At 67.6% G+C, this 13,517-nt stretch carries 12 protein-coding genes; 6 read left to right on the forward strand and 6 right to left on the reverse strand.

The annotated features are described in order from the left end of the window. Positions 1-22 precede the first annotated feature (22 nt). Positions 23-670 (forward strand): histidine phosphatase family protein, encoded by a 648-nt coding sequence (locus ACGFH6_RS06720; RefSeq protein WP_393381113.1) that lies wholly within the window; start codon positions 23-25, stop codon positions 668-670. A 62-nt stretch (positions 671-732) separates the two neighbouring features. On the opposite strand, the gene ACGFH6_RS06725 is transcribed toward ACGFH6_RS06720, so the two are convergent. After that, a complete protein-coding gene (locus ACGFH6_RS06725) occupies positions 733-1,044 on the reverse strand; it encodes a hypothetical protein (protein ID WP_393381114.1) in 312 nt (103 codons plus the stop codon). Then, a complete protein-coding gene (locus tag ACGFH6_RS06730) occupies positions 1,041-1,829 on the reverse strand; it encodes a class I SAM-dependent methyltransferase (RefSeq protein WP_393381116.1) in 789 nt (262 codons plus the stop codon). Before ACGFH6_RS06730 ends, ACGFH6_RS06725 begins: the two co-directional genes overlap by 4 nt. A 217-nt stretch (positions 1,830-2,046) precedes the next feature. On the opposite strand from ACGFH6_RS06730, the gene ACGFH6_RS06735 reads away from it, so the two are divergent. Both ACGFH6_RS06735 and ACGFH6_RS06740 read left to right on the forward strand, forming a co-directional pair. Next, positions 2,047-2,478 carry a hypothetical protein gene (locus ACGFH6_RS06735; protein ID WP_393381118.1) on the forward strand — a complete coding sequence of 144 codons (432 nt, stop codon included), beginning with the start codon at positions 2,047-2,049 and terminating at the stop codon, positions 2,476-2,478. Positions 2,479-2,680: 202 nt separating this feature from the next. Continuing rightward, positions 2,681-3,871, forward strand: a complete 1,191-nt coding sequence (locus tag ACGFH6_RS06740) for a cation:proton antiporter (RefSeq protein WP_393381119.1) — start codon at positions 2,681-2,683, stop codon at positions 3,869-3,871. A 33-nt stretch (positions 3,872-3,904) separates the two neighbouring features. Here ACGFH6_RS06740 and ACGFH6_RS06745 read toward each other — a convergent pair whose 3' ends face one another. Beyond that, a complete protein-coding gene (locus ACGFH6_RS06745) occupies positions 3,905-4,606 on the reverse strand; it encodes a hypothetical protein (RefSeq protein WP_393381121.1) in 702 nt (233 codons plus the stop codon). A gap of 208 nt (positions 4,607-4,814) precedes the next feature. Continuing rightward, positions 4,815-9,032, reverse strand: a complete 4,218-nt coding sequence (locus ACGFH6_RS06750) for a BTAD domain-containing putative transcriptional regulator (RefSeq protein ID WP_393381123.1) — start codon at positions 9,030-9,032, stop codon at positions 4,815-4,817. Between the two features lie 170 nt (positions 9,033-9,202). Here ACGFH6_RS06750 and ACGFH6_RS06755 point away from each other — a divergent pair, with 170 nt between their 5' ends. Then, positions 9,203-9,526: a hypothetical protein gene (locus ACGFH6_RS06755; RefSeq protein ID WP_393381125.1), complete on the forward strand. Its 324-nt coding sequence runs from the start codon at positions 9,203-9,205 to the stop codon at positions 9,524-9,526. Positions 9,527-9,606: 80 nt separating this feature from the next. Here the strand turns inward: ACGFH6_RS06755 and ACGFH6_RS06760 are convergent, their stop codons facing one another. Further along, a complete protein-coding gene (locus ACGFH6_RS06760; RefSeq protein ID WP_393381127.1) occupies positions 9,607-10,668 on the reverse strand; it encodes a hypothetical protein in 1,062 nt (353 codons plus the stop codon). Then, the gene (locus ACGFH6_RS06765; protein WP_393381129.1) at positions 10,665-11,165 is read right to left on the reverse strand and encodes an RNA polymerase sigma factor; all 501 of its coding nucleotides are present in this window, start codon (positions 11,163-11,165) and stop codon (positions 10,665-10,667) included. Before ACGFH6_RS06765 ends, ACGFH6_RS06760 begins: the two co-directional genes overlap by 4 nt. A 474-nt stretch (positions 11,166-11,639) precedes the next feature. Between ACGFH6_RS06765 and ACGFH6_RS06770 the strand changes: the two genes are divergently transcribed. Next, positions 11,640-12,203 carry a dihydrofolate reductase family protein gene (locus ACGFH6_RS06770; RefSeq protein WP_393381130.1) on the forward strand — a complete coding sequence of 188 codons (564 nt, stop codon included), beginning with the start codon at positions 11,640-11,642 and terminating at the stop codon, positions 12,201-12,203. Between the two features lie 363 nt (positions 12,204-12,566). After that, the gene (locus ACGFH6_RS06775; RefSeq protein WP_393381132.1) at positions 12,567-13,136 is read left to right on the forward strand and encodes a GNAT family N-acetyltransferase; all 570 of its coding nucleotides are present in this window, start codon (positions 12,567-12,569) and stop codon (positions 13,134-13,136) included. Positions 13,137-13,517 lie beyond the last annotated feature (381 nt).

Consider the following 13,517-nt stretch of genomic DNA (forward strand, 5'->3'; position numbering starts at 1 on the left):
CAAAGGCGGGTTGAGGAGGGTGATGAGACACATCTACCTGGTCACGCATCCCGAGGCACAGCACCACGTTGACGGTGTCGTTGGCGGCTGGCACGACTCAGAGCTGACAGCCCGTGGGCACCTGCAGGCCGAACGGATCGCCGAGGTCCTGGCGAGCAGAATCGGACTCCAGCCGGTCGAGGTCTACTCCTCTGATCTGCGTCGAGCCAGCCGGGCGGCGGAGCGAATTGCTCGGAGGTTCTCCGTCGAGGTTCAGACCGATGCTCGGCTTCGCGAGAGGTCCAACGGTGAAGCTGACGGGCGTCCCCAGGCGTGGCTCAACGAGCGGCGCATCCCACTTCCGGAGTACGGCGATCGACTCGGCCACCACGATGGACCGGCTGGTGCGGAGACACGAATGGCGTTGGTCGAACGCCTGTACCCGGCCCTCGACGACATCCTCCGCCGACCCGTCGCGAACCAGATCGTGGTGTCTCACGGCTCCGCATCGAGCTATCTGATCGCGGCCTGGATCGGCATGCCCATGACGTCGACAGACCGGGCCTTCTTCCCCCTGAAATCAGGCAGCATCACCACCCTCTTCCGCAACGACTCCCACTTCAGCCACCAGGTCGTTTCACTGAACGAAACCCAGCACCTGCAGGACCTCGGAGACCCCCCACCGGTGTGATCTCGCCCCTTCGCGCGGCTTGTTGTCGGTGACGTTCTGCCCGCTACCGCTCGGGTGCTGGATCAGTCGGAATGGCGCGCTGGTAGGAGTCGCGACACCAGATACTTGGGGATCCGGTTCATCGCGGCGATCGCCGGGTCGGTCGCGTCGGTCTGTTCCCAGTCCACGACGAAGTTCTGATACGTACGCCGGCCGAGCAGCAGGCCGGCCGCCTGGCTGGTCGCGCTTGCCATGAACGTGGCTACGGTCTTGTCCATGAACGGCTGGACCCAGCCACCGTACGCAAAGCCGCCGTCGGTATCCTCGTCCGCCCTCAGCGGCGCCTGGATGATCCCGTCCAAGGTGATGAAGTTGATCACGACGACGCGGCTCACAGCTGAGTCCTTCCGTTGGTGGCGGTTAGGAGGTAGGTCGCCGGAATACGACCGGCGCCGTCACCGAGACCGGGATACATGTCCGCTTCGGCGAACTCCTGCAACGACCGAACCGTCAAGCCTGCCGCCAGTACTGCGCTGACGACGCTGCCGATGCTCCAGACAAAGCTCCTGTGTGGAAGATCCGGAACTCCCAGCGTCCTGGTGATCTCCGGTGCCTTGAGGGGGTCGGCGTACCCGTCGCGACCCGAGTTGAAGTAGTCGCCGCTGACGCTCAGCTGACCCTGGTCCGCGACTGTCAGCACCTCCCACAACGGATGATGCTCGCTGATGACCAGCGACCCGCCGGGATTGAGCCGTTGGGCTACCAGCCGTGCCCAAGCGTCGATGTCGGGTGCCCAGCACAAGCCGCCCCAGGAGATGAAGACCAGGTCGAAGCCAGTGACGTCCTCGTCCAGGTTCATCATGTCCTGCTGTTGAAAGTTCACGACCAGTCCCAAGGCTTCGGCCTTCGCCCTTCCCGTGGCCAGATGGCTCGGCGCAAGGTCGACAGCGGTGACCTGTGCACCCAGCTGAGCGAACGTCAGCGCCTCGTCGCCCACCGAGCAGGCCAACTGCAGGACGCGGCGCCCTCGAACATCGCCGACCGCAGCCCGCTCGTGATCGTTGAGCACGCTCGTGCCGGACTGGAAGGACTCGACCGGCTCCCCCTTGCGGTACGGCGCCAAGGCCTCCCAGTACCTCCCGTTGTCATGCACGATGCTCGACGCAGTTTGCTCCGACATGGCCGAGACGATACGACCAACCCTCCGCCAGCGCACCGCGATTCCACCGCTCCGCTCAGCTCGCGCGAAAGTTGCCCACAGCCCCAGACCCTGGCGCCGGCGACTTCGGCGCAGTACTTTCGTCGAGACGACTCATTGGAAACGGGGCATGCCCATGGCTGAGGCGAAGGGCAACGTTTGGCTGGCTCCAGCCCCTCCGCCCGCGGTGCTCAGGGGCATGAATGTCGTCATGCGACCGTTGCTGTCGTCTCCCTTGGGCAGTCGCATCAACGGGGTCATGCTGCTCGAGTTCACTGGTCGACGCAGTGGGCGCAGGATCAGGGTGCCGGCGAACTTCCACCTGGTCGACGGAGTACCGACGGCGTTCACCGATGCGCCGTGGCGTCACAACTTCACAGACGGTGCACCAGTCACGGTGACGTACCGTGGCCGGAAGTACAAAACGCACGGCACGCTCGTTCGGATGACTCCCGAGCAGATGGGCGAAGCCGTTCGCAAGTCTCTCGACACGGGCGGGTCCGCCCAGCGGATGGGCATCAAGACAGCCCCGGGTCACCAACCAACCGCGGCCGAGCTGGCAGCCCTGGGCCCCGACCTAGGCACCGCAGTCATCAGATTCAACTTCAACCCCTCACTGCCCCACACGTAACGGCACCACGAACCACGGGAACGACAAACCCCCACGGCTGCGATCGACCAACTGGCGGCCAGCCACGATCGTCACTGGGGTCACGGAGTGCTGGTGGTCTCGGCGCGGACAGAACGAGCATCCTCTAGTGTCTTGATGACAGTCACCGGCCGCGGGCTTCAACCGGTTGTGCCCGGCTGTTGCGGGGGTGAAGGGAGGGACCTTGCCATCCGGCTTTGGGTCGCTTGTCGTGGTCGTTGCCATCGCGGCGCTGGCGCCGATCGTCCTCGCCCTGCTGCCGGGCCGGTTGCGGTTGCCGCAGGTCGTGCTGCTGCTGGTGGTCGGCATCTTGGTTGGTCCCTCGGTTGCCGGCTGGGCGCAGCCGGACCCTGTCTCGTTGTTTTCGTCGGTGGGCCTCGGCTTCTTGTTCATGCTCGCCGGTTACGAGTTGGACCCGGCGCTGCTGCGGGAGCGGGCCGGCCGGTTGGCCGCCACGTCGTGGCTTGTGAGCCTGGTTGCCGCTGCTGCCCTGCTGGGTGTGCTGTACGCGGCGGGGTTGGTGCATTCGCCGGTGGTGGTCGCGATTGCACTGACTACAACGGCGCTGGGCACGCTGCTGCCGATCCTGCGTGACAACGACATGCTGGGCGGTCGGTTCGGCCGCTACGTGTTCGCCGCCGGCGCGGTGGGGGAGCTTGGGCCGATCGTCGCGATGGCGTTGTTCCTCGGCACCAGGGGTTCCGTGGTCGAGGCTGTCGCCCTCGTTGTGTTCCTCGTCATCGCGTACGTGGTCGCGGTGCTGCCCGGTCGCGTCCGGGCCAGGCGTCTCGGGCAGATCATCGTCCGCGGGGAGGGCTCGACGTCGCAGACAACGCTGCGGCTGGCGATCGCGCTGCTCTTCGTGCTCCTTCTCGCCGCAAGCGACCTCGGGTTCGACAACGTGCTGGGTGCCTTCGTCGCCGGGATGGTGTTGCGCCGCTGGTCACCCGGTCGCGTGGACCTGCTCGAGGCGAAACTCGACGCGGTGGGGTACGGCTTCTTCATCCCGATCTTCTTCGTCTATTCGGGGATGACCCTCGACGTCGAGGCCATCATCGCCAACCCGGCGCCGATGGTGGTCTTCTTTGCGGTGATGTTCGTCGTGCGTGGCCTGCCGGCGCTGTTCTGGTACCGGAGGGAGTTGCCCCGGATCGAGCGGGTCCAGATGGTGTTCATCGCCGCCACCGCCCTCCCACTGCTCGTCGCGCTCACCGCAGTCGGAGTGTCCAGCGGCACCATGACAACTGGGGCACAGGCCGGCGTCATCGGGGCCGGAGTTCTCTCGGTGCTCGTGTTCCCCTCTGTCGCAGTGGGTCTCCAACACCGAAAGTCCGCGGCCCCCTCCTCGCAGCCCGACCCCGGCCCCAGCTCATAGGGGCCGTCCGAGCGAACCCCGCAGATCAGCAGGTCACGCGGGCGGGCGGGGCAACTGTGCCAACTGCACGAGGGCGGCCGCGAGGACCACAGCACCGAGTGCGATGAGCCCATACCGCGCCCCCCGAACCGGGAAGTGCGCGCTGATACCCACGAGAAAGAGCACGCTGGCAAGGAACACGGTCGCCCGGACATACTTGTCGGCCGCTTGGTCGGCGGACGCGCCTCTGGCGAACGCATCGTCCGCCTTCTCGTCAAGCGCCTTGGCCTCCGCGAGCCGCGGCTGGCGGTACTGGGGCATGTACGTCGGGCCGCGCGGCGCGTTCGGGTTCGTGTCAGGACTTGTCGCGCGCCAGGCGTCGAACGCGACCGTGAAATCGGGACGGAAACGGCGCGCCGCAAGGCCCATCGCATGCTCGTCCCCGGCCACGTAGGCATCGAACCAGGCTTCGAAGGTCGACAGGTCGAAGTTCCGGTCTTCCCTTGCGTCAAGATCCGCCCGGCTCGCGTCCGTCCTCGCCTCCAAGGCCGCCGTCAGCCACTCGGAGGACTCGCCGTTCCACTTCGCCGCCGCATAGCCCGACCAGGCCGCCGCCAGAGTTACGAGCGAGAGGAGAACCGCCTCCGCGATCGAAACGATCCGGTCGCGCCGCCGGGCGGCCTGAGGGCCCCGGCCGTGCTTGGCGTGTTCCGAGATCTCCTTGCCAGCCTCGGTCCCCGACAGTCCCTCGGCCATCTCGGCCTCCTCGGCTCGCACTTTCGCCGACCCGTGGTTCGTCGTAACCACACCCACGTGGAGTCTACGGGTCTTCGCCCACTTCAGACCGACGAGAGCCCCAGTCGGGCTCTGAACGCCGGACTTCGTCGCGCGTCGGCCATGACTGGACGCGGCGCGCCGACCGCCACCGGGCGAGCGTGTATTCGGTTCGGCGTCGAGGTCGGGGTCAGGGGCAGGTTCTTCGATAGGGGAGGTCGGGGATGGACTGGGTCCATTCGGTGGGGGTCAGGTTGCGGCCGGCCATGGCGCAGGCCCAGGCGAGGGAATGGTCGGTGCTGATATCCCACGAGTAGGTCTTGCCGTCGTACGCCGGGATCGTGAGAAGGTCGCTGCCTTGCGTGAAGATCGGCGCAACGGGGATCGGGTTCCCTTCGGTCGCCGTGATGGTGAGCTGACTCTCCAAGGTGTTCGGGTCCCAGATCGTGACAGTGCCGTCCGCTGCTCCGGAGACGAGGCGGGTGCCGTCCGGGGAGAAGCGGATGGTCACGCCCTCGGCCTTCTGGGCGATCGTCGGGGCGGGCTTGACCGCACCGGATCGGGGGTCGATGGTGACGACACCTTCGGTCCCGGTGACTGCTATCAGTCGGCCGTCAGGTGAGTAGGCGACTGCGTTGACCCAGGTCGGCAGCTTGCCCTGGTGGACGATCTTGCCGGTGGCGACCTCGATGATGCGCCAGGACATCGTGGCGCCACTGATGCCCTCCTCGAAGAGCACGGCGGTCTTGCCGTCCGGGGACGATGCTGTACAGCAGTCTGCGGTGAAGCCGTACAGACCTCCCGTCGGCGTCAAGTCGCCGTCGAAGAACACGCTGCCCTGGGCACTGCCCCCGACGATGCGGTTGCCGTCGCCGAAGTACAGGGCCGACCCCACATCCCTGCGATGTCTCTTCACAATCTTGCCGGTCCGGGCGTCGACCATCACGACCACCTCGGTGTCGTTGACGAGCAGGCGCTCTCCGTTCGGGTGCCAGGATGCTGGTGGGTGCGACTGCTGCCGGAGTTCGAGGTCGAGGCGGGTCGGCGGCGTCATCCGGCCGGTGGCCGCGTCGGCGATGCTCAGCCAGGATGTGCCCGCCTCGTTCCACAGGTAGGCGGTTCGCCGTCCGTTGCCTGAGGCAAGAACGTGGAGGTACCGGCGTGACGGGGCGGCCTGGGTCCAGCGAAGGTACCGGCGCTGACCGCCGAGATCGTAGGCGCGGACGATGCCCTGGTCGCCGGCCGTGTATACCGTCCGCTGGTCCGGGCTGAACGCGACCGCCCAGGACACCTCCACGGTGCGCAGGCGTTGCAGTGCACGGCCGGTGGCCAGTTCCCAGATGACGACCTCGCCACCGTAGTGAGCCGTGGCCAGCAACTTGCCGTCAGCCGAGAAATCGGCGGCGCGCGGTGGATCCGCGATACTACGCAAGTTCCTGACGGGCTTCCCAGTGCGCGCATCGACGATTGTCGTCATGGTTCGGTCGTTCCGGACCGGGCCGGGATGCAGGAAGGCGAGCAGGTCACCGCTGTCGGAGACCTCGACGATCGGCAGACCGATGCTGGGGGCGACTGGGTCGTCGCCGACAAGGTCGGGCCGCTGCCATCGCACCCGGCCGGTGGCCACGTCGAACGCGGTCAGCGGCCAGGACCGGTACACCGTCCGGCCGTCAGGACTGAGCGCCGCCCGCTGCGCCGCCCACGACAGGTCGACCCTTCGTGGTGGCTGATCGAGCGCGTCGAGGTTCCACACCAGGGCGAACGCCAGCGCGATCTCCGCCTCCACACCTTCTTTCTGCGCGCCGAGCGCGAGGTAGCGGCCGTCTCTGCTGAACACCACGCTGTTCAGCCGCGGTACGTCGGGCGGCGGGACGACGGGCTGCGGGTTCACCGGCTTGAGAGTGCCGGCGTCCAGCAACCGGACCGGCCACGCCGGGTCGACCGGGTTGCCATAGTTGTCATTGGCAATCGCGGCGATCAGGCGCCCGTCGGGACTGAAGCGGGGCCGGGTGAAGACGACCGCATCCTCCGCGACCGGCGCGAACGTGTACGACTTGAGCACCTCTCCTGACTGCGCGTCGTACAGGTGGAAAGTCGCCTTGTCGTCGCCGGAGACGATCCGGGTGCCGTCAGGTGAGACATCGATGTTCTCGGTCCGGCCGTAGGGCGCGCGGATGGAGCGGACCAGGGTTGGGTGTTTGTTGATGGCGGCGGCCAGATTGGCTCTGGTCTCGGGAGCGTCGTCAAGGCGGACGCCCTGGGCGGCGAGGAGGAGGGACTGGCTGATGTCCTCGGTGATCAGTGCGCGGGCGCCGATCTGGCGGGCCAGTTCACGGTTGGCGGCCAGCTCGGCGCGGTCGGCTTGACGTACGGCGACCAGGCCGGCGATGAGTGCGCCGGCCAGGAGGACGGCTGCGGTGGCGAGGGCGGCGCGGAGGCGCCGGTTGACTCTCACCTGAAGGCGGGCACGGGTCTCGGCCGCACGTAGCTCGGTCTCTGACAATCGCTTGCTTGCGGCAAGGAAGTCTTCCTCGGTCGCGGTCAGCGTGGGCGTCGTGCGTTCTCGCCAGTCGAGCGCCTTGGCGAGGCGGACGCCGCGGTAGAGCTCGCTCTCGGGCCGGTCGAGGTTGTTCCACGAGTCGGCGGCGACCGCGAGGTGGTGCAGGATCCGCTGGCCCTCGAGGTCGTCCTCGAGCCAGCCGCGGAGCCGGGGCCACGCGCGGACCAGTGACTCGTGCGCGATCTCGACGACACCGGCGTCGCTGGTGAGCAGCCGCGAGGCCACGAGAAGGTCGATCATCGTGTTGTCCTCGGGGCGAGTCACGACGAGCCGGCGCGGAAGGCGGCTGCGGATCGGTTCACCCTCCGGGCCAGGGGCGACCAGGCGCAGCAACAGGTCGTGCAGGATCGCGCGCTGCTCCGGCGAGATCCGTTCGTGGACCTCTTCGGCGGACTGAGCGACGGCACCTCGGATACCGCCTGAGGCGTTGTAGCCCGCGACCGTGAGCGTGCGGCCCTCGCGGCGTTGCCAGGTCTCGCGCAGGGCGTGCGACATCAACGGCAGCGCGCCCGGCTGGTCGGCGACCTCATTGACCAGCAGATCGACCAACCCCGGTTCAACGACCAGCGAAGACAGCCGGGCGGGTTCCTCGATCGCTGCCCGCAAGTCGTCCCGCGTCATGCCAGACAGCAGGTAAAGACCGCGCTCGACCGTTCGCGCGAAGGCCGGATGGGCAGAAACGTCAGCGAGCCGATCGGCGCGGATCGACATCACGAGCGGCGCTTGGTGGGCATTCAACGCAGCCAGGAAACTCTCACGCTCGGCAAGGTCCCGGCACAGCGAGAACACCTCCTCGAACTGATCCACGAGCAGCACCGGGGCCGTCGTACCAGGCATCGCAGCCGCCAGTGCGGCGATCGGATGCGGACCCGGAGTCATCACCACGACCTGCTTGCCGTCCCGGCGCAACCCTGCCGCCACCCCGGCCCGGACCAGCGAGGACTTGCCACACCCGGATGGTCCAACGACCACCAGTACCGAGGCGTCAGTCAGCTTGCGCAGGCAGGCCGCAATGTCGGAATCGCGACCGAAGAACGTGGCCGCGTCATCGACGTCGTACGGCTTCAGGCCCGGGTACGGGCAGATCGGGCTCGGTTCCGGCAGGGCACTCTCCGCGACCAGAGACGGGTCCTGGCGCAGGATCGCCTGCTCCAACGCGTCGACATCCGCGTTCGGGTCGAGGCCGAGGTCGCGATTCAGCACGGTCCGCAGGCGCTGGATTGTCCGCAACGCCTCGCCCTGACGACCCGCCTGGTACTGCGCGGTCGCGAGCAGGACCCAGCGACGTTCGCGGAGCGGAGCCTCGGTCACTAGGGACTGTGCCTTGGCCAGGACCTTGTCGTGCTGGCCCGACCGCAGCGCCGACTCGATATACAGCTCATCGGCGGTGTGGCGTAACTCGATCAGTCGCGAAGCCTCGATCCGCGCCGGGTCCCACCCCTCCAGCTCCGTCAGCGGCCGGCCGCGCCACAGCGTGAGCGCATCCGCGAGGACCACGGCCGATCGCTCAGGTTCGCCGGCCGTCAGCAGCTCACGTGCCCGCACCACCGAGCGATCGAATCGCTGGGCATCGATCTCATCGAGCGGAACGACGAGCCGGTACCCCAGCGGCAACGTCTCGATCGCATGCGTGCCGAGAACCTTACGAAGCCGGACCACACAGCCCTGCACGACCTTCTGCCAGGACGGCGGCATCCGCTCGCCGCCCCACAACAGGTCAGCGAGCTGCTCTGCACTGACGACCTCCCCAGGGTTCACCGCCAGCGCTGCGACCACGACCCGGTCACGTCGCCCGAGAGCCTTCTGATCTCCCCCGATCGTGAGCGGGCCCAGTAAATCGATGCCCACCTCTCGACTGTCGACCTCCCACAGCAGGTCGTCAACGGCCGAGTTACCGCCGTGATACCGCGCTCAGGCGTCGCGATACCGCCTTGCGAGACAACAGGAACACCGAGCGACCGGCGTACCCGGACCGCAGTGAGCGGGCCCCGCCGGACTCGAGGACAGGAGACCGAATCATGAACCACCGCATCACGGCGATCGCAATCATCCCCTTCGCCTTCACCTTCGCAACCGTCGTACCGGCGACGGCCAGTCCGGGCGATCCCCAGCCGACGCAGCAAGTCGAGCCGTGGCCGGACGAGGGGTCGGGCTATCCCGGGTACGCCGACCAGCCGGCCACAGGACGGGCACCAGTCGAATCGGTCGATCAAGCGACTGCACTCCACACCACCTCGATCGCGCTCGGCGCGCTCGGCGGCATCGCCCTCGGCGGAGCCGCGCTGGGCATCACCCTCGCCGTACAGCGACGCCGCGACCACTCGGCGCCGCACCCGACCTGACCACGCACGCCGCGACCACCCGAACGGAGGAATCATGAACCGCCCGTCGGAATCGAGATGGTTCCCCGGTCGCCCGGGGGCTAAGGGATCGGCCGAACTGCTGGGTGCAGGTTGAGTAGGTCGAAGCCGATCTTCTGGAACTCGCCGTACCGTCGTTCGTCGACGACGACGAGGCCCACTTTGATTGGCCCTCCGCTGTACTCCCCGTCGGGTCCGACGCCAGAGATCGCCCAGATTCCGTTATGGGTGTCACGGGCCAGTGCGGTTCCTTTGTGGGCGGCCTCGGTCAACCTGCTGGTCGTGACGTTTCCCGGGCTGACGCACAGGTTTCCGTCGTACAGGGGCTGGAGGTCGCGGCGGGCCTGGTCTACGTCGCCGTCGAGCAGGCTCACCACGAGCACGACTGGCACCGTCCAGGCCCGTGCGGGCCGCACCATATCGTCCGGGAACGCGACCCAGGTCGCGCCGAAGCGTTCCGGCTGCTGCGCGGCAAGACGCTCGACCGCCGCCGTGCTGGGCAGGTCGTTGCGCGGCGGATCCGGCACCGGCCATCCGCCGGCTGGTTCCGGGCACGGAACGGGGTCGGTATCTGGTGGTCCGTTCAGCGCACCCGCGGCAGGCGTCGACTGCTCGTCGACCGCGATCGTGTGGTCGTGCCAGATCCCGCGCAGTCGGGCGTAGCCGAAGCGGACGCCGTCCCTGGTGCCCGGCTCGGCTAGTCGGCCGAGATCGACACCGGTCAAGGTCACCGCGAAATCGGCGGGGCAGCTTGGGGCATCGTCGCCCGAGGAGGAGGGCGCCGACAGGGGCGGACAGTAGACCACTGGCCGCTCGGGCGCCGCGATCACCTTGCCGGTGACCTCGACCCGGTCACCGTCGCGGACCAGGTACTGCGCCTCGCCTCCGCCACCGGCCGCCGGCCCGGGCGGGCCCGAGCGGTCTGGCAGCACCGTGACACCGACTGCCACTGCGATGGCAGCGACACTGGCGGCCGCCAGCACCGGCACCCATCGCCTGCGTGACCGATGCGACCGAAGCCGGGCCAGGTCCGGTTCAGGCGGCCCGGGCTGTGTCGCGCGCCAGGCCGCGCCGGCGGCGCGCAGCAGCTTGTCGACCTCGTCGCGATGATCCGATGTGCTCATCCTGCAACCTCCAATTCCGAGCGCAGGCGGGCCCGGGCATCAGAAAGTGTCGACTTGACCGTGCCTTGCGAACAGCCCATCACCGCCGCGGTTTCCGCGATCGACAAGTCCGCGAAGTAGAAGCAATCGACAGCGATCCGCTGCCGGCGCGGCAGCCTGGCCACGGCGCGCTCGACATCGATGTTGATGTCGCGGTCCGGTGTCGGTTCCGCCCGCTCGACGAACTCGGCGACCCGGCGCGACCGGCGCACTGCCTTCCGGGCTTGGTCGGCCGTGATCGCGAGCAGCCACGCGGATGGCGCGCCCTGGGCTGGGTCGAACTGGCGTCGCTTCACCCAAGCCCGAGCCAGCGCCTCCTGCACAATGTCGTCGCGATCCGCACCGGCCGCCAGCCGCGACGCCACACGGGCCATCGCCGGCACGTGCGGACTCACCCACGCGGCGAAACCCTGCTCGTGATCCGGCATATCCGGCACGAGATCCACTGCCTCGCTCATGGGAGCCACACCTGGTCTACCCACCGACCGCGGCGGCCGGTTGGGTCACCATTCGCCACCGTCACCTGACCGTAACGCCCGCCTACGCGTGGAAATTCGGACCCGGCAGCCGAAAGAGTTTGGCGCGCAAGCCCACCAGCGCCTCGGCCGTGGCACCAGGCAACCTTCTGATCCGTAGGAGCGGGCAACAGACGGTTAGCTCCTGGGCGCAGGGTGAAGCATGGGCTCCGAGGTTGTCCCGGTGGCGGTTCGTGTGGACCTGTTGGGGTCAGACTGGGGTCAGCCTGCAAGCCGCCGCATAACCGGCTTGGAAGCAATGAGCGAGGACCCCGAGACCCACCGTTCGGCGAATTTCTGCGCCGGCTGTCGGATCCGAGGTGGGACGTTCGTAGCAGTGGTGAGCGGCGGCCCGGACGCGGCCGCCGGGACTAGGAGTGATGAGATGCGACCCCTGCGACACAAAGGCGTGGCGCCATGCGGAAACTGATCTACGGCATGAACCTGACCCTGGACGGCTACATCGCCGCGCCCGGCGACGACATCGGCTGGGGCGCGCCAAGCGACGAGCTGTTTCAGTGGTGGCTCGACCAGGAGTTGGCGATCGGGCTGTTGATGTACGGGCGCAAGCTGTGGGAGACGATGAGTTCCCACTGGCCGACCGGCGACCAGCAGCCCGACGCCACCCCGGCGCAGATCGAGTTCGCGCGGAACTGGCGGGACACGCCGAAGGTGGTGTTCTCCTCGACGATCGACAAGGTCGACTGGAACACCCGCCTGGTCACCGGCGACGCCGTAGCCGAGATCACCCGGCTCAAGGCCGACGACGGCGAGCCGATGAGGGTCGGCGGCGCCACGCTCGCTGGGGCGGCCATGCGGGCCGGGCTGGTCGACGAGTACGAGATCGTCACCCATCCGGTGCTGGTGGGCGGCGGCACCCCGTTCTTCACCGCGCTGGACAACTGGGTGAACCTGAACCTGGTAGAGACGCGCACATTTCCCGGCGGCGCGGTCCTGACCAGGTACGAGACGAGGCGCTGAACGCGACTCCTTTGCTACTTGTCCGAGGGAGCAGCATGCCCCGGAGCACGGTCGAACTGCTCGCCGCGACAAGGCAGGGCTCGCCATTCCTCGCTCACCCGATACCAGTCGAGACGGCGGCGGGATCCAGGGATCAGCGACAGGATGTACGGCCTCGGTCGGCCCGGACTGTCGGCTGGTGTCCATGGTCGTCCAGCGCTCCTGTTGGCTACTGCGTCAGCAAGGAGCGACGCATGACGAGTGGGGTTCTTGTGCGCAGGTGAGTGTGGTCGTTGAGGGCAGTTTGGGGCACGTCCGGGGCACATGACCGGGCCCGTGCAAACTGACTGGCGCCGCCACCGGGACCTGCCTGAGGCTGGGGACATGGACACCCGAGAGATCGAGTTCGTTGAGTTCGATGACGCCGCACTTCCGGCACTGCTGAGGTCCCAGGTTCTGTCGTTCCTCCGTTTGCAGTGGCCAGAGGGCTTCACCGGGGACCTCCGCTATCGCGATTGGATCACGAGATCGGACCTGACGCCGTACCACCTTCTGTATGTGGCGCATGGCCTGGTCGTCAGTCATCTGGAACTCGTCCGCGTGACCCTCGAACATGAGGGCGTCTCCTACGAGGTCCACAGCCCAACCACTGTGCTGACCTACCCATCATTCCAGGGGGAAGGCTGGGCCAAGAAGCTCGTGACCGAGGCTGTCCGCCGCATCGACGCAAGCGACGCCGATCTCGGAATTGTCTATTGCAACCCCGACCTCGAAGGCTTCTACGCAAGCTGCGGATGGACGCCCATGCCTGGAGCACGCACAGTGGTCGGGCCCGAACCGACGAAGGCAACAGAGTCGACGGACATGATGCTGATGCGTTTCCTGACTGACAAGGGACAGCGCGGCCGAGAGAGTTTCCTCCGGTCACCCTTGTGGATCACAGACGAGTGGTAGGTCTGAGCCCGGATCGCACGGTCACCGAGAAGGACCGTCAGGCGTTGGCCGGTGTCCTCCATCGGGTCGCGGAGACCGGAGGCCACAAGCTTCCGCGACTCGGGCAGGTCCGTGCCCGCCCGCGATGGCCTAGGCGGCCCTCCGGTCTTAGGGACCCGACCCGAGGGAGGTGGGTAAAGCTTGGCGGTCCGGCACTCACGCCAGCCACCGAACCCCCTCTAGTCCTGCCGCATCGGCGGCGCCTTGATGCTTAAGAGGTCAATCCGGCAGACGGGTAGCTCGGCGCTGTGTCCTCCGTCGACTGATGTGCGACACCCGTCCGCCAGGTGATCTGCGACAGTGGCTGGTTCGGCCAGTCTGGGTCTGGCGTCTCCGTGGGGC

Source organism: Kribbella sp. NPDC049227 (assembly GCF_043197265.1).
In the GTDB taxonomy this organism is placed as follows: domain Bacteria; phylum Actinomycetota; class Actinomycetes; order Propionibacteriales; family Kribbellaceae; genus Kribbella.